A 15,445-nucleotide genomic window follows, 5' to 3' on the forward strand; every position below is an offset into this window, starting at 1 on the left:
CGCGGTTGCGCCGCGGATTTCAGCCTGGGATGGCGACAGAAGAGCTGTGCTACAACAGGACGAAACCCGCTGGCATCACAATCCCGACAGTATTGCGTGAAAGCAATCCGCATGGGGCTTGATCCGCCGCATCGCCATGGTTGTCCTCGCCAACCGTTAGGTGATATCGGTCGGTTCCGCCGGCGGACCCGGCCAATTATTTTGATTCATCCATGAAACCATTTTGGCGCTGGCGAGACTAAAGAACCTGCGCTTTCCAATGGGGACCAAAATGAAACGTGCGATTGTTGCCTGCCTCGGCCTGCTGACGCTGGCTTCTCCCGCCGCGGCGGATTCACCGGTTGCGGTGGTCGAGGACATCAAGGGCAAGGTGACCGGCGCCGAGTTCATGGACTATGTGACCGCCAGATCCGTCATCAAGATCGCCGACGGCGGCTCCGTCGTGCTTAGCTATTTGAAGTCCTGCCGGCGCGAGACCATCAGCGGCGCCGGCACCGTTGTCGTCGGCAACGAGGAGAGCATGGTCGATCAAGCCGTCCTCAAGGCGGAGAGGACGAACTGCGATTCCAACCAGGCCAACGCCACCACCAAGGACACCAGCGCCGTCGCCGCCACCCTGCTCCGCAGCGCCAAAACCGCTTCGCTGCCCGAGCCGCAACTGACGATCTACGGCGCCTCACCGTTCGTGCAGGCCAAGGGCCGCGGCACGCTGGTGGTGCGCCGGCTCGACCTCGCCGGCGAGCGTCACCAGATCGCGCTCGGCGGCACCCAGCTCAAGGGCAAGTTCGTCGATTTCGCCGGCGAGAACGTCGCCCTGGTCCCCGGCGGTCTCTACGCCGCCTCGTTCAAATCGTCGGAAATCGTGTTCCGGGTCGACGCGCAGGCAAAGCCCGGCGCGACGCCGATCGTCGGCCGGCTGCTGCGGCTGGACTAGTCGTGCCGGACCTCCGCGCTTGAGAATCAGGCGCAGCACGCGCAACCAGATGGTGATCGCCGCCATCGCGCTGGTCTGCGCGGCGGCTTCGGTTTCTCCGGCGGTCAGGCCGATCCGCGGGCTCTCGCTCGATATCCTCACGGCGCTGCGCTGGGAGGTGTTTGGCCGCAGGCAGGATCCGGCTGCGTCTCCGACGGTCGTCATCGCGATGGACGAGGAAAGCCTGCGCACCGCCCCGTTCAAGGGCTCGCCGATGCTGACCTGGACCGGGGAGATCGGCCGCGTGCTGACCGCGACCCTGGAAGGCGGCGCCAAGGTCGCCGGCTTCGACGTGGTGATCCCGACATCGATCGAGCAGTCGGAGATCCCGTTCGGCGAGAACATGCTGGGCACGAGGGTGCGCGGCTTCGACCGCGATTTCCTGCGCGCGCTGGCCGGCGCGACAGTCAATGGCAAGGTGGTGCTGGGGGAAACGCTCGGCGGTAACCAGCCGGTCAGGCCCTCGGCCGGACAGCGCATCGCGGTGCGGCAGCAGCAGAACATCCGCCCCCTCAACGTTCATACCGACCATGACGACGTGGTACGGCGCATGCCGCTGACGTTCCCCATCAACGGCGCGAAGGTGCCTTCGATGGCGGTCGAGCTGGCGGCGCGCGCGATGGGCGCGGCTCCCGAATTCGACAAGAATGGCCGGATGACACTCGGCGGTTACCGGATCCCGGGCCGGGTGCCGAATACGCTGACGCTGAATTTCGAGGGCGGCGCGGCCGACATTCCGACCTTCTCGTTCGCCGACCTGCGCAACTGCGCGGTCAAGGACGACAAGGACTATTTTCGGCGCTGGTTCGACGGCAAGGTCGTCATCTTCGGCACCGTTCTCGATATCGAGGACCGGCGCATGACGTCGAAGCGCTTTGCAACCGGCATCGAGGGCGCGCGCACGCCGCGCTGCGCGGAGGGGAGCACGCCGGTCTCCGCCGCCTTCAGGACCAGCACGATCGCCGGCGTCTATATCCACGCCACCGCGGTCAACAACCTGATCTCGCGCAATGCAGTGGTTGAACCGGGGCCGCTGTCGCGCTTCCTGATCGCGGCTGTATTCGCGGCGCTGGCCGCCATTGCCGCGTGGCAGCTCAGACCGCTCGTCGCGGCGACGGCCTGGGCGGTCATGGTCGTGGCCGGCATCACCGGCGCCACCCTCGCCTTCAACCACGCGCTGGCGCTCCCGGTCGCCGAGCCGTTGCTCGCCAGCCTGTTGGCGCTGGCCTCGACGATCGGTTTCCGCTTTGTCGTCGCCGACAAGGATCGCCGCCTGCTGCAAAAGAGCTTTGCGCTGTACCTTGCCCCGCACGTCATCAACCGGATGCTGTCGTCGAACAAACTGCCGGAGCTCGGCGGCGAGACCCGCGAGGTGACGGTGTTCTTTTCCGACATCGAAGGGTTTTCGCTGATCGCCGAGAAGATGTCGCCGGACAGCCTGATGGAGCTGATGAACGAATATCTCTCGGCGATGACCGACGTCATCGAAAGTCATGGCGGCTATGTCGACAAATATATCGGCGATTCCGTCGTGGCCGTGTTTGGCGCGCCGGCCGACGATCCCGACCATGCCGCCAATGCGGCGCGCGCCGCGCTGGACTGCTGCACAAGGTTGGCCGAGCTCAACGCTTCCTCGGCGCTCTTTCACGAACACAGACTGGCGCAGCGGATCGGCATCAATTCCGGCGAGGCGCTGGTCGGCAATTTCGGATCGCGGCGCCGCTTCAATTACTCGGTCATGAGCGATGCGGTGAACCTCGCCTCGCGGCTGGAGGGGGCTAACAAATTCTACGGCACGACCGTCATCGCTTCGGAGACGACGGTTGCCCTTGCCGGCGACGCTTTCGCCTGGCGCGAACTCGACGCTATCAGAGTCAAGGGACGCAACCAGGCGCTGAAAATCTACGAACTGCTGGCGCTCTCGACCGGGCTTGGCGCATCCCGGCAGGCGCTGATCGCCCATTACGCCGACGGACTTGCGCATTGGCGGGCCCGGGAATTCGGGCTTGCCGCAACATGCTTCGAGCGTTCGGCTGAGATCGACCGGCCGGCAGCGCTGTTCAGGCAGCGCGCCCGGGAGTTGGCTGAAAATCCGCCTGACAAGGATTGGGACCCGATCCGAACCCTGCAGGAGAAATAACCGCTCCGGCCCTTCGGTTCAGGTTACCATCCCGGGCGTGGCGCCCTTCCATCTCGACAAGCGCCGCCAAGGTGTATAGACGAGCGCGGCGCAATCCGGCGCCACCATGAGCCCGTAATCCGATGGCCAGCCCCAAGCGATATGACCGCATCGCCTTCGTTGCGAGCGCTTCCGCCGAGGCGCAGGCGGCACTGGCGGAGTTGGTCAGCCTTTATGGCAATCACGACCCGGATACGGCCAATATCCTGGTGGCGATCGGCGGCGACGGATTGATGCTGGAAACGCTGCACCGGTACATGCGGACCGGCAAGCCGATCTACGGCATGCATCGTGGCACCGTCGGTTTTCTGATGAATGAATTCTCCACGCACGATCTGCATGCGCGGCTGGCCGCGGCGCGCGAGTCGCTGATCAACCCGCTGTTGATGCGCGCGACCGATATTCACGATCAGGTGCATCTGCATCACGCCATCAATGAAGTGTACCTGTTTCGCCAGACCTATCAGGCCGCGCATGTGCGCATCCTGATCGACGAGCACGAACGCATGGCCGAACTGATCGCCGACGGCATTCTGGTGGCGACGCCGGCCGGCTCCACCGCCTATAACCTCTCGGCGCAGGGACCGATCCTCCCCATCAATGCGGCGCTGCTGGCGCTGACCCCGATCAGCGCGTTCCGGCCGCGGCGCTGGCGCGGCGCCCTGCTCCCCAATACCGCCTTCGTGGTCATCGAAGTGCTCGAGGGCGGCAAGCGTCCGGTCGCAGCCGTGGCCGACCATGACGAAGTGCGTGACGTCCGCCGCGTCGAGGTGCTGTCCGACAAGTCGATCTCGATGCGCATGCTGTTCGACCCCGGCCACAGCCTGGAAGAGCGCATCCTGCGCGAGCAGTTCGGGCATTAGCTGTCGTCCCGGGCTTGAGCACAGATGCGCAATTGCGCATCGGGGGACCCATACCGCGTTGTGCTATCGGTTGAAGCGAGGTGGCTCACGCCTTCCGCAACAACAACGTTCGTGGCTATGGGTCCCGGCTCAAGGCCGGGACGACGTGCTGATAGAGCGGTGACTAAGCTGCCGCCAGATCCCCCGCCGCCCCCTTTCGCAACCATTCGTTAACCGGCCCCGCGATATGGTTAACGCCGGGTGTACCGTGTTGCCCGGTATGCGCTTTAGGGCAGGACCATGTATCGCATCGACTTCAACAAGCTGCGGTTTCTGATTTGCGACGACAACCCGCATATGCGCCGCATCCTGCGGACGCTGCTGCACTCGTTCGGCGCGCGCGAGGCTTACGAGTCCGAGGACGGCGCCACCGCGCTTGAAATGTACACCCATTACGTCCCCGATATCGTCATCACCGACTGGGCGATGCCGATCTTCGACGGACTCGAACTGGCGCAGATGATCCGGCAGCCGGACTCCAAGGGCAACCCCTACGCGCCGATCATCATGCTGACCGGCCATTCCGACAAGCGCCGCGTGACGGTCGCGCGCGACGCCGGCGTCACCGAATTCCTGGCCAAGCCGATCTCGGCGAAGGGGCTTTATCAGCGCATCCTCAACGTCGTCGCCAACCCGCGGCCGTTCATCAAGACCAAGACCTATTTCGGACCGGACCGCCGGCGCAACACCAACAATGCCTATATCGGCCCCGAGCGCCGCATCGGCGGCGAGATGGAAGTGATGCAGCAGCCGTCGCTGCTCGACAAGGCGCGATCCAGCGTCTAACGCGCGAAACCGCTAAGGAACCATCATGGCGAAGGAAAAACCCGGGAAGCTGGAGGTCACGAGCTTCGCCGATCACCACGTGATCACGCAGCCAAATCCCTTGCGCAAGGTGCTGCTGCGCGTTCCCGAATCCGACCTCGACGATCCCGTCGGACGTGCCGAGAAAGCGCTGGCCGGGCTGTCGGGTGAATTCAAGAACTGGATGACGATCGAGGCCGACCGGCTTTCCGCCGCGCACGCCGCCATCCTGCGAAGCGGCTTCACCGACGACGCCCGCGAAGAACTGTTTCGCGCCGCCCACGACATCAAGGGGGATGCTGCGACATTCGGCTTTCCTTCCGCGGGCGCCGCTGCCGAGAGCCTGTGCCGCATCATCGAACACGCACCCGATCTCGACCAGGTGCCGTCGGATCTCATTCGGCATCACATCAACGCCATTCAGGCCATCGTCCGCGAGCGCACCAAGCTCGACACCGCGGCCACCGCCGGCGTGCTCAGCCGTTCGCTGCGCGGCATCGCCGACGAATTCTTGACCCACGCCAACCGCGACCGCCCCGAACATCTCGAAGCGATTTTGGCGCCTAGCATTATTCCGGTGGAGTGAGGCTTCCCGTCATTGCGAGCGAAGCGAAGCAATCCATCGGGCCGCATACGCGGAAAGATGGATTGCTTCGTCGCTTACGCTCCTCGCAATGACGGTGAGGCGCAGCCTACGCCGCAATCAGATCGTGCGTGATCGCGTCCTCGGCAACGAGCTCGTCGCAGAACATGCGGGCTTCCTCGCGCGCCGATTCCGTCGCAAAACGGCGCAGCAGGATCAAGAGCGGTTCGGCGGCCTTGCGGTCGGTCTCGCAATGGGTCAGCACGCGCTCGACCATGCGGCGGCGCAGGCGCGCCGCACCGTCCAACGTGTCGACAAAGCCGGTCTCGTGGCAGACCTCGAGTGCGATCCGGAAGGCGGCGAAGGTGGATTCCGGCAGGCCCGCGCGGATCAGCAGCGCCTGCAGGCTGGCGCCGCCGCGATCGTGCAGCAGCGCGGTGACGCGGGCATGCGGCAGGCCGGACAGTTCGGCCAATGATGCGTCGAACAGTTCGAGATTACCTGACAATAGCGCGCGCAGGATCAGGCCCGCGGTGAGCTGGCCGGTGGCGCGCAGATGCTGCACCAGGCCCTGCATGTCCTCGCCGCGCGAACGCGCCGCGATGTTAACGGTCGAACGTTCGCGCGCTTCAGAGGCGAGCCGCCCTGCCCGGTCCGGGCTCAGCCAGTTCTTGGCGACGACGAATTGCGCCAGCGTGTCGGAAAGCTTGGCGACCAGCGCCATGCGCGTGGCGGAGGGCAGTCCCTCCAGCACCAGCATCGATTCACGTATCGCGGCGAGATGGCCGTGACGCTCGACGATGCGGTCCCAGGAAAAAGGCGCCAGCTCCGCATAGGCGTTCTCGATCAGCTCGAGGGCGGCGGCCGGCGAGCCGACTTCGGCGATCGCGGCGGATACCGATGGCGGCAGATTGACCCGGCGGGCGATCGCGCATTGCGTGTCGCTGTTGCCGGTCGCGACGATGTCGACGAGGTCGGCGTCGATCAGTAGCGGGGAATGTTCGAGCACCGGCAGCGCGATTGAAGCCTGGTCGAGCGCGAGCGCCTGCACGATCGCGGCGGGCGCTTCGGCGCTGCGCGAAAACACCTGCGACATCGCCTGGCGTACCAGCGGGGATGGATCGTCGAGCAGCATCAGCAGCGCGCCTTCAGCGGCGGCGCGGTCGTCCTCGGTGAGATCGGAAATCAACCAGGCCCGCGCCAAAGACCGCGTCGCCTCTGCCCGCTCGCCTGCCGGAGCGGTACGTATCCAACTGATGAACTGCCGAACGATCATGGTCTAGCCGGCCTACGCAACCCGAAACGACACCGTGACGCGGTGCCACTGTCATAGAAAATAAACCATGACGCTTAACAAAGGGTTCACCATAAACGTTTGGGATTATTGACGTTTCGTTAAGGGAACTCGCGCGCGCGGCCGGACTGTAGATGATCGGCCTCGCCGCGCACCGCTGGCGCTACCGTCGAAACCGCCCGGATTTGACGCGTTCTCTTGACGCGAACCATCTCGACACCAGGCGCCAATCCTTGCCTAACTACTCCCTCGTAGGCGCAAATCGATCTCGACAAGTCGGCGTTCGATCGCGCGATCCAGACTTTTGGTAACGAGCTCACCGGCGCCGATGTCGCGCTGTTCTATTACGCCGGCCACGGCGTGCAGGTCCGCAATGTCAATTATCTGGTGTCGATTTCGGCCAATGCGCCGCAAGGACAAGGAGAGATACGTCAAGAACTGGCCGAACCGATCGTACCGGCTGCAGATGGATACGATACGAACCTCGTGCGATCAGGCGAGATCAAGCTGCCAGATCAGCGGCGCGCTGGAATTCAGCCATTCCAATCCATCGAACGGCAAGAAGTCCTCAGGCACCGCATCGTTCGAATACGGCATCAGGTTTGGCCCCGACGGCGGCAAGATATTTTATGAGCAGGGCAAGACGCTGTCGGCGCAGAGGTAGCTCAGCGGTCTGTGTGCTGAGCAGCCTTAGCTGCTGAACGTGCCGTTGCGATCGCTGAACAGATCAAGCCGGCCCGGTGCGCGGACTTCGGGCTTCTGTCCCGATACCGATGGTGTCGCCGAGGCGACTGAGGTCGCTGACGCCACCGTCGTCAGCGAAGAACCCCTGCCCCACAATTCCTGCACCGCCGGCGAAATCGGTTCGCTGCGTGCGCCGGCCTGGAACAGCGAACGGAAGATCGGCTCGGGCTGCGCGGAGGCGGTCTGCGAGGTCGCGGCGACCGGCGTCACGCTGCGCGAATCCGGGAAGCTCGACAGATAGGCCGCGTTATCGATCGCAGGCGCAGCCGGCATCGCTTGCGAGGCGCTCGCGACGGTGATGCGACGCGGCAGGTCACCACCGACCGCCGCCATCGCGGTGCGGGTGGCCGGCGAACTGGCGGCGCTGGCGTAGCGCGAGTTCAGCACCGAATAGACTTCGGAGACACTGCGGCCGCGGCCCGAACGATCGTAGAAGATCGAGCGGTTGGCCTCGGCGGCGGCCGGAAACATCTGCACCGCGGAAGCCTGCGGATTGTCCTCGGCGCTCGAGATCAGTTTTCCCGCCCCGCCGACGCCCATGAAATGCGCCATATAGAGTTCGGCGTCGCTCGGGCGGCGGCCGATCTTGCCGGTGAGCTTGAAGCTGTTCGACTGGGTCAGCACCCCCGCCATCGACGAAGCGGCTTGCGGATCGTCGCGCAGCTTCATGATCGCGGCACGCGCGGTGGGGTCGCTGACCGAATAGCTGCCGGACGGATTTTTGGTGATGGCGTCGGCATATTTGCCGTAGCCGAAATGGCTGCCGGCTTCCTTGACGGTGCCGAGCCAGGTCTGGTCGATGAACTGAAACAGCCCGCGCGCCGACGAGGTGGTCGCCGCCGCCTTCGGGTTGAAGTTGGATTCCATCTTGGCGGTAGTGAGCAGGTATTCGAAGCTCGCACCGGTGGTCGAGGCGGCCTGCTTGATCGAGCCCGCGATCTTCGTGCGCGTGGGATCGACACCTGCCGTGGCGTTCAATGTGTCGACCGACATGTTTCCTGGTGCCCCGCTCCCCGCGAAACGACCGCGCAGCCTAAAGCGAAAATCGCAATCAGCGCCCAATACGGCGCCACACTGGGACAGTTATGGTTAATGGGAGGTTAAGGCGACCTATCCGCTAAATGACACCGCCTTGTCGAAGCGCCGCAATGGCAGCCGGGTCATAGCCGAGTTCGGCCAGGACCAGATCGGTGTGCTCGCCCAGCATCGGCGGGCGCGCCGCGATTTCACCCGGCGTTTCCGACAGCCGGACGGCAGCCCGTACGACCGGCGCGGGTCTCGGCAGGCCCGGATAATCGACATCCTGCATGAAGCCGGCAGCGCGAATATGCGGATGATCGAGCGCCTGTTGCGGGCTGAGCACCGGACCTGCCGGAATCATCGCTTCCCCCAGCGTGTCGACCGCTTCCTGCGTGGTGCGCTCGGCGCACCAGCGCGCCATCCGTTCGCTGATGACAGCGCCGTTGTCGCCGCGCTTGATGTCGTCCGCAAAGCGCGGATCGCTCAGCCACTGGTCCTCTTCGCCCATCAACCTTGCCCAGCGAATGAACAGCGGATGACCGGTGACCTGGCACAGCACCCAGCCGTCCCGGGTGCGGTAAATGTCGGCCGGCGCAGCGGTCTGGCCGAGATTGCCGGTCGGAACGCGATTGGCCTTGATCACGGCCTGCTCGATCAACGTTGCGTTGGTGAACGACAACGCGGTTGCAAGCAACGCGCCCTCGACGATCTGCCCGCGCCCGGATTTACCGCGCTCGATCAGAGCGGCAAGCGTGCCGAACGCACAGTGCAGCGCGGTTCCGAAATCGACCCAATTCACCGCGGCCCGGTAAGGCGGGTCGCCGGCGCCGGTCATGTATACCGAACCCGACATGACCTGCCCGACACCGTCGAAGCCGACGCGGTCGGACCAAGGCCCCGGCCCGCCGAATGCAGTTGCCGTCGTGAGGATGATGTCGGACTTGATCGCTTTCAATGAATCGTAATCGAGCTTCATCGCGCGCAGCGTCTGCGGCGGCAGGTTGGCGACGACCACGTCCGCAGTTGTAACCAGCCGACGCATCACCTCCTGCCCCTCCGGCTTCATCGGATTGAGCGTGATGCACTTCTTGTTTCGGTTGATCTGCAGGAACAGTGCGCCTTCGCCACCTTCGCCGACCGGTGCCACAAAGCGATCTTCGCTGCCGTCACGCTTCTCCACGCGAATGACCTCGGCGCCAAACTCGGCCAGCAGTGTCGCGCAATACGGTCCCGCGATATAGCGACCGAAATCCAGGACGCGCACGCCCTCCAGAACTCCCCTCATCGAACTTTTCCCTTATGTTTGCGCCAGATTACAGGGAATGATTTCCGCGACAAGGCGGCCAGCCGGTACGTCAACTTTTGATTCTAAGCAGACACAATCCACGGTGCGGAATATCAGTGCGACATCCACGACCTTCGCTTGATTTACATCGCCGCTATACTCGGCCGCCAGGCCAAAGCGGGGAGTTCTGTGCTACTTCTCAACCCCGCTTGGTCTTCGCAGTCGAACGATAGAAAAGAAAACAACAGGGCAGGAAAATGAAAAAGCTGACGCGGCGAACGTTCGTGACAGGTTCGGCGGCGATGTTGTGCGCCCCGTCCGTAAAGACCGAGGCGCAAACCGCGTGGCCCGCACGCCAGATTCGTATTCTCGTGCCGTATCCGGCGGGCGGCCAGACGGATGGCATCGCGCGGGCCTTCGGTGACTATCTGGCGCGGCAGGTGGGAAAGACGGTCATCATCGAAAACAAGGCCGGCGCAGGCGGCGTCATTGGCGTGTCGGAAGCGAAACGCGCAGAACCGGACGGCACCACCATCCTGTGCACGATCTCCTCGTCACTCATCCAGAACCGGCTTACGGTGAAGGACCTTCCCTACGATCCCGAGAGAGACTTCATTTATCTGACGATGGTCAGCGGCGCCGGGGGTCCGGTGGTGGCGGCGAAGAAGACGGGAGCAAAAAATCTTCGAGAGTTCATTGAATATGGAAAAAAAGTCGGCAGCCTGAACTGGGGATCGTACGGCGTGGGTTCGACGCCGCACGTCCTCATAGCGACAATGGCGAAGCAATACGGCATTCAATTTCAGGTCGTCCAATACCGCGGCGAGGCGCCGATGTGGAATGACATCGCGGGACAGACGCTGGATGGCGCCGCAGGAAGCTATGCCGCGGCAGCCCCCGTCATACAGGCGGGAACCGGAAACCTGATCGGCGTGGTAGGCAGCCGCCTGCCACCCTATCCGGACACGCCTACAATGACTGAACAGGGCGCCGTCGGCGACTTCTACGACCTTCGCGCATTCACCACTTTTGCCGTACCAACCGGCACACCGCAGGATATCGTCCAGCGGATCTCGGAGCTATTGATCCAGGCCGGATCCGACTCCAAGGTCCAGCAGATGCTGAACAACTTTCTGCTGAGTTCCCCAGCCAATCTCGAAACGACGGCTCGCATTTTCAAGCGCGACAGTGATGTGATGCTCGGTATCCTGCGCGACCTTGGCGTCAAGCCATCGGAGTAAAAACCGAGCGTCCGGCGAGGCCGCCAGCGCAACAACGGATCATTTTCGATATATCGCGTTCGGATCAAACAGCCGGTCCGCATCGACGAACGACAGCTGTGTGCCGCCATCTCCCGCCGTCACCGCGCGGTAGAAGCACGACTGGCGGCCGGTGTGACATGCCGCGCCGTGCTGCTCGACGCGAATCCAGATCGCGTCCTGATCGCAATCCATCCGCATCTCGACCACGCGCTGGGTGTGTCCGGAGCTCTCGCCCTTGCGCCACAGCGCCTTGCGGGAGCGGCTGAAGTACCAGGCCTCGCCGCTGGCGATGGTCTTGCGCAGCGCCTCGTCGTTCATGTGCGCGACCATCAGCACGTCGCCGGTCGCAGCATCGGTCGCCACGCAGGTCAAAAGACCCGACGCGTCGAATTTGGGCTGGAACGCCAGCCCTTCCTCGCGGTCGTTGATATCTGCGGGTGTGGACACGGCGGGCCTCGCGAAGATTCAGGCGAGGCTACCGGCTCGTTCCTCGCACCATGGACAGGAAACGCGCCTGCTCCGCCGGATTGTCGCGGAACATGCCGGTATAGCGGCTGGTGAAGGTCATCGCGCCGTGCTTGGCGACGCCGCGCACCGACATGCAGGTATGCTCCGCCTCGATCACGACCGCAACGCCGCGGGGCTTGAGCACCTCGTCGATCGCGGCCGCGATCTGCGCGGTGAGATGCTCCTGCGTCTGCAGGCGGCGCGCGAAGATATCGGTCAGGCGCGCGAGCTTCGACAACCCCACGACCCGTTCGACCGGCGTATAGGCGATATGCGCCTTGCCGTAGAACGGCATCATGTGATGCTCGCATTGCGAGGTGAATTCGATGTCGCGGATCAGAACGAAATCGTCATAGCCGGCGGTCTCACCAAACGTGCGGTCGAGCACTTCGGCCGGGCACTGGTGATAGCCCTGGTAGAGTTCGTCGAAGGCCTCGACGACCCGGCGCGGGGTGTCGAGCAAGCCCTCACGGCCGGGATTCTCGCCGATATAGCTCAGCAGCGTATGCACGGCCGCTTCGGCCTCGGCGCGCGACGGACGCGGCTGATCGGCACGGACGGCGGCGGCCAGGAATTCGGCGGGATCGAGTTCGGCGGGACGGGTGTCCGGCGCCACGTCAGGCGATTTGACCTCAGTCTTGCTGGGGCGAAGGGATTTGATCAATGCGTCCATGTCTTCTCCGTTCGACCGGTCCTTCAGACCGGAGTGTCACCGGGCAGACGGGGCGGGTTTGTTTGCCGCCGGGCGCCTGAGTCCCCTTGTTCCTAACACCACCGGGGTAGAATTGGCTTCCAATCAGGCCGCCGTGGCGACATGGACGGACTGTATTTCCGCCATGACCGTCCATATATAGGACGGTGCAACCCTGCCGCCAAGGGCACTCCCGCCCGGGGGCCCGAGACCTTGCTCCATGCTGAACGACATTTACAACAAGCGCATCATCGAGTTGGCCGGCAATATCCCCCGTCTGGGCCGCCTCCCCGACCCCGACGCCAGCGCCACCGCCCATTCCAAACTGTGCGGTTCCACCGTCAAGATCGACCTCAAGATGGACGGGCCGGTCGTTTCCGACTTCGCCCATGACGTGAAGGCCTGCGCGCTCGGACAGGCCTCCTCCTCAATCATGGCGAGCCATGTCATCGGCTCGACCGCGAGCGAGCTGCGCGAGTTGCGCGAGACCGTGCGCAAGATGCTGAAGGAAAACGGCCAGCCGCCGCAGGGCAAATGGGCCGACATCGCGCTGCTCGAACCGGTGCGCGACTACAAGGCGCGGCATGCCTCGACCATGCTGACCTTCGATGCGGTGGTCGATGCGGTCGGCCAGATCGAGGCCAAGGCGAAGCAGCCGGCGTAGGCGCAGCGGTACGCCGTCCCAAAACACCACTGTCATGCTCCGCGAAAGCGGGGCATCCAGTACGCCGGGAATTCTCGATCAACTACAGACGCCGCGGCCTACTGGATCATCCGCTTTCGCGATGACACCATTTGGCGTGGTTTACTTCGCGGGCCGGCGCCGGCGCGGCGGTGCCCGTGGACGGCTCCAATCGTATTCTGGCTAGAAATTCTAGCTAGTGAGACTGAGGCATGGCCCAGCGCAGTTGGTCGGTACAGGATGCGAAGAACCGCTTCAGCGAGGTCGTCGAGGCCGCGCGGCGCGTGCCGCAGACGGTGACCAAGCACGGCAAGCCCGCCGTAGTCGTGGTGGACGTCGTGGAGTACGGCGCTTGCGGCACCTCGAACGTGCCCAGGCACCGTCCTTTGCCGATGCGCTGCTTGCCATGCCACAGGACGATGGCGACTTTCCGCGCCGCAACGTGCGCTTGCGCGACCTCGATCTCTGATGTTCCTGATCGATACCGTTACGCTATCCGAGCTGCGCAAGCGCAAGCGCGATCCGATGGGTTGTCAAATGGTTTGAACGACAGCGGACAACCGATCTCTTCCTCAGCGTCATTAGCATTGGCGCAATTGAGCGCGGAATTACGCGACAGCGCACGACCGACCCACGCTTTGCGGGCGCTCTTGCAGAATGGCTGGACCGAATCCTAACCCTCTACGGCGAGCGGGTCGTGCCATTCGACCTGCGAACGGCGCGGCGCTGGGGCGCCCTGAGCGCCGCTCTCGGCAATGACAGCGCCGATCTCATGATCGCGGCGACGGCACTCGAACACGGGCTCACCGTCGTAACGCGCAATGTATCGGATTTCGAGCCTTCCGGCGTCGCCGTCATCGATCCGTTCAAGCGCGCGCAAGGTGCACGATCCTGACCATGACGGGATAGATTTACTTCTGCGGCTGAGCCGGCGCCGGCGCGGCGGCGCCGCCGGTCGGAACCGCGGCTTCTGTCGCCGCGACGCCACCGGTGGGAACCGAAGCTTCGGCGGTCTTGGTCGACTTCGCCGGCTGTACCGTCGCCCGCTCCTCAACCGAGGAGCTGACAAACCGATCCTGCGTCGGCTTGGACTTCAGTTCGGCAACCGGCGTCGACGAGTCACGCGGCAGCACGTCGGCCACGGCGTCGGTCGTGATGAGATTGGTCAGGCGCAATTCGGCCGCCGACAATTTGTGCAGATCTTCCCACGGCGGCACGCTCAGCGCGAGCGACAACAGATCGCCGGTTCCGCCCATGTCGAAGGTGAACTTGGCGAGCCGGCCGATGTCGCGCTCAACGATCATCAGATCCTGCGCGGTGTAGCTCGCCGCCTTGGCGTCATCGGCGCGATCGCCCATCCAGATCTGATGCACGCGGACATGCGAGGCCGGCGACACATAACGCGTCTTGCCGGACAGCAGCAGGAACACGCACATCGACTCGCAATAGGCTTCCGGAACGACATGAGCGCGTTCGCCCTGCGCCGTCTGCGTGCGCACGGTGGTGCCGACCGTCGTCAGCGCGCCGAGGGCACGGAACCTGCGGCCGAGCGCAATGGAATCATTGACCGACCCGCCGCTGGAATCGAGCACGATGGTGGCGCCGCCAAGCTGGCGATCGCGCGCGAACTCTTCGAATGCCTTGGGACTGTCCGCGGTGACGATGCCGACGGCGGAGACCCAGCCCTTGCAGTCCGGCTGGCATGCGACCCACTTGAAGTGCATCGGCAGTTTGCGTTCTTCGAGGGACACGCCGGCGTGCGCCGAGTTGACCGGCGTGGTGATCGCGCCAGGCAATGCGATACAGAGGGCGGTGGCACCGAGCATGGCCAAGCCGCGAATTTTAGCCGACGTAACAAACCTCAATTTGGTTCCTTCCCCCAAGCCCTATCGGCGAGCAACGGCAATGGCCCCACTTCAACGCCACATGATTCTGTCATACCGGCGTTATCAAAAAGGTAACCGTGCGCCCTGCGAGCGTCCATAGTACCTTTGCTGCATCGCCAATAAACCATCGGATAGTTTCCAACTGTGGCGTAAATATCTGCGTATGTTCAGTTCCTTACCGTGGAACCCCGCAAGAGTACGGAGATCGTTCGGCAAGCCATATGGAACAGTCATTCATGCCGTCATCACAGTGCACAAGATCACATTGCACAAAATCACAATGCATAGATTGTGCCACGACGGTCCGGCGCTTGCCCCGCAACGCGGGGCGCGGGCTGATCTGGATTTACCGGCGCACGCTGTCGCCGCTGGTCGGCTACAACTGCCGCCACCTGCCGACCTGCTCGGTCTATGGCGACGAGGCCATCGAACGCTTCGGTCTTTGGGGCGGCGGATGGATGACGCTGGCACGGATCTTACGCTGTCAGCCCTGGGGGACGTCCGGGATCGACAACGTCCCGCTCGCAAAACCGCCGGGCGCGCGATGGTATCTGCCGTGGCGCTACGGCCGATGGCGCGGCGTCAACGCGCCGTCGTTGCGCGCCGGCGAACACGACACATTGTGAATCAACC

At 63.9% G+C, this 15,445-nt stretch carries 17 protein-coding genes and 1 pseudogene; 12 read left to right on the forward strand and 6 right to left on the reverse strand.

What is annotated here, in order from left to right:
* The first annotated feature begins 271 nt into the window (after window positions 1–271).
* The 5 genes from JQ558_RS14885 to JQ558_RS14905 all read left to right on the forward strand — a co-directional run bounded on the left by JQ558_RS14885 (window position 272) and on the right by JQ558_RS14905 (window position 5,444).
* Window positions 272–934 (forward strand): hypothetical protein, encoded by a 663-nt coding sequence (locus JQ558_RS14885; protein ID WP_212294048.1) that lies wholly within the window; start codon window positions 272–274, stop codon window positions 932–934.
* Between the two features lie 25 nt (window positions 935–959).
* A complete protein-coding gene (locus tag JQ558_RS14890) occupies window positions 960–3,113 on the forward strand; it encodes an adenylate/guanylate cyclase domain-containing protein (protein ID WP_409363369.1) in 2,154 nt (717 codons plus the stop codon).
* A gap of 122 nt (window positions 3,114–3,235) precedes the next feature.
* Window positions 3,236–4,015 (forward strand): NAD kinase, encoded by a 780-nt coding sequence (locus tag JQ558_RS14895; protein ID WP_212204934.1) that lies wholly within the window; start codon window positions 3,236–3,238, stop codon window positions 4,013–4,015.
* A 279-nt stretch (window positions 4,016–4,294) separates the two neighbouring features.
* Window positions 4,295–4,840 carry a response regulator gene (locus JQ558_RS14900; protein ID WP_212036134.1) on the forward strand — a complete coding sequence of 182 codons (546 nt, stop codon included), beginning with the start codon at window positions 4,295–4,297 and terminating at the stop codon, window positions 4,838–4,840.
* 25 nt (window positions 4,841–4,865) lie between these two features.
* Window positions 4,866–5,444 carry an Hpt domain-containing protein gene (locus tag JQ558_RS14905; protein ID WP_212204932.1) on the forward strand — a complete coding sequence of 193 codons (579 nt, stop codon included), beginning with the start codon at window positions 4,866–4,868 and terminating at the stop codon, window positions 5,442–5,444.
* A gap of 106 nt (window positions 5,445–5,550) precedes the next feature.
* Here the strand turns inward: JQ558_RS14905 and JQ558_RS14910 are convergent, their stop codons facing one another.
* Window positions 5,551–6,717, reverse strand: a complete 1,167-nt coding sequence (locus tag JQ558_RS14910) for a DUF2336 domain-containing protein (protein ID WP_212204930.1) — start codon at window positions 6,715–6,717, stop codon at window positions 5,551–5,553.
* Between the two features lie 273 nt (window positions 6,718–6,990).
* On the opposite strand from JQ558_RS14910, the pseudogene JQ558_RS37865 reads away from it, so the two are divergent.
* Together JQ558_RS37865 and JQ558_RS37230 are read left to right on the forward strand one after the other, a co-directional pair.
* Window positions 6,991–7,140 (forward strand): annotated as a pseudogene (locus JQ558_RS37865) (caspase family protein); the annotation flags it as partial.
* Window positions 7,139–7,399: a hypothetical protein gene (locus tag JQ558_RS37230; protein WP_249119472.1), complete on the forward strand. Its 261-nt coding sequence runs from the start codon at window positions 7,139–7,141 to the stop codon at window positions 7,397–7,399. The pseudogene JQ558_RS37865 and the gene JQ558_RS37230, both read left to right, overlap by 2 nt.
* 26 nt (window positions 7,400–7,425) lie before the next feature.
* On the opposite strand, the gene JQ558_RS14920 is transcribed toward JQ558_RS37230, so the two are convergent.
* Both JQ558_RS14920 and JQ558_RS14925 read right to left on the reverse strand, forming a co-directional pair.
* Window positions 7,426–8,472 (reverse strand): transglycosylase SLT domain-containing protein, encoded by a 1,047-nt coding sequence (locus tag JQ558_RS14920; RefSeq protein ID WP_212294049.1) that lies wholly within the window; start codon window positions 8,470–8,472, stop codon window positions 7,426–7,428.
* 124 nt (window positions 8,473–8,596) lie between these two features.
* Window positions 8,597–9,784, reverse strand: a complete 1,188-nt coding sequence (locus JQ558_RS14925; protein WP_212294050.1) for a CaiB/BaiF CoA-transferase family protein — start codon at window positions 9,782–9,784, stop codon at window positions 8,597–8,599.
* 257 nt (window positions 9,785–10,041) lie between these two features.
* Here JQ558_RS14925 and JQ558_RS14930 point away from each other — a divergent pair, with 257 nt between their 5' ends.
* Window positions 10,042–11,025, forward strand: coding sequence for a tripartite tricarboxylate transporter substrate binding protein (locus JQ558_RS14930; RefSeq protein ID WP_212204899.1), 984 nt, complete (start codon window positions 10,042–10,044; stop codon window positions 11,023–11,025).
* Between the two features lie 39 nt (window positions 11,026–11,064).
* Here JQ558_RS14930 and hisI read toward each other — a convergent pair whose 3' ends face one another.
* Window positions 11,065–11,493 carry a phosphoribosyl-AMP cyclohydrolase gene (gene hisI, locus JQ558_RS14935; protein WP_312014987.1) on the reverse strand — a complete coding sequence of 143 codons (429 nt, stop codon included), beginning with the start codon at window positions 11,491–11,493 and terminating at the stop codon, window positions 11,065–11,067.
* A gap of 28 nt (window positions 11,494–11,521) precedes the next feature.
* Window positions 11,522–12,226, reverse strand: a complete 705-nt coding sequence (gene folE / locus JQ558_RS14940; protein ID WP_212272337.1) for a GTP cyclohydrolase I FolE — start codon at window positions 12,224–12,226, stop codon at window positions 11,522–11,524.
* A gap of 238 nt (window positions 12,227–12,464) precedes the next feature.
* On the opposite strand from folE, the gene JQ558_RS14945 reads away from it, so the two are divergent.
* From JQ558_RS14945 to JQ558_RS14955, 3 genes are all read left to right on the forward strand, one after another.
* On the forward strand, window positions 12,465–12,908 hold the full coding sequence (locus JQ558_RS14945) for an iron-sulfur cluster assembly scaffold protein (RefSeq protein WP_212204895.1): 444 nt from the start codon (window positions 12,465–12,467) through the stop codon (window positions 12,906–12,908).
* A 230-nt stretch (window positions 12,909–13,138) separates the two neighbouring features.
* On the forward strand, window positions 13,139–13,603 hold the full coding sequence (locus JQ558_RS37235) for a type II toxin-antitoxin system prevent-host-death family antitoxin (protein WP_249142464.1): 465 nt from the start codon (window positions 13,139–13,141) through the stop codon (window positions 13,601–13,603).
* On the forward strand, window positions 13,507–13,821 hold the full coding sequence (locus tag JQ558_RS14955; protein WP_409410518.1) for a type II toxin-antitoxin system VapC family toxin: 315 nt from the start codon (window positions 13,507–13,509) through the stop codon (window positions 13,819–13,821). Before JQ558_RS37235 ends, JQ558_RS14955 begins: the two co-directional genes overlap by 97 nt.
* A 16-nt stretch (window positions 13,822–13,837) precedes the next feature.
* Here the strand turns inward: JQ558_RS14955 and JQ558_RS14960 are convergent, their stop codons facing one another.
* On the reverse strand, window positions 13,838–14,752 hold the full coding sequence (locus JQ558_RS14960) for a hypothetical protein (RefSeq protein ID WP_212272340.1): 915 nt from the start codon (window positions 14,750–14,752) through the stop codon (window positions 13,838–13,840).
* A 296-nt stretch (window positions 14,753–15,048) separates the two neighbouring features.
* On the opposite strand from JQ558_RS14960, the gene yidD reads away from it, so the two are divergent.
* Entirely contained in the window at window positions 15,049–15,438 is a 390-nt protein-coding gene (gene yidD, locus JQ558_RS14965; RefSeq protein ID WP_249127688.1) for a membrane protein insertion efficiency factor YidD, read from the forward strand.
* The last annotated feature ends 7 nt before the right edge of the window (window positions 15,439–15,445 follow it).

Origin of the sequence: Bradyrhizobium sp. AUGA SZCCT0160 (assembly GCF_018130105.1) — a bacterium.
Lineage (GTDB): Bacteria > Pseudomonadota > Alphaproteobacteria > Rhizobiales > Xanthobacteraceae > Bradyrhizobium.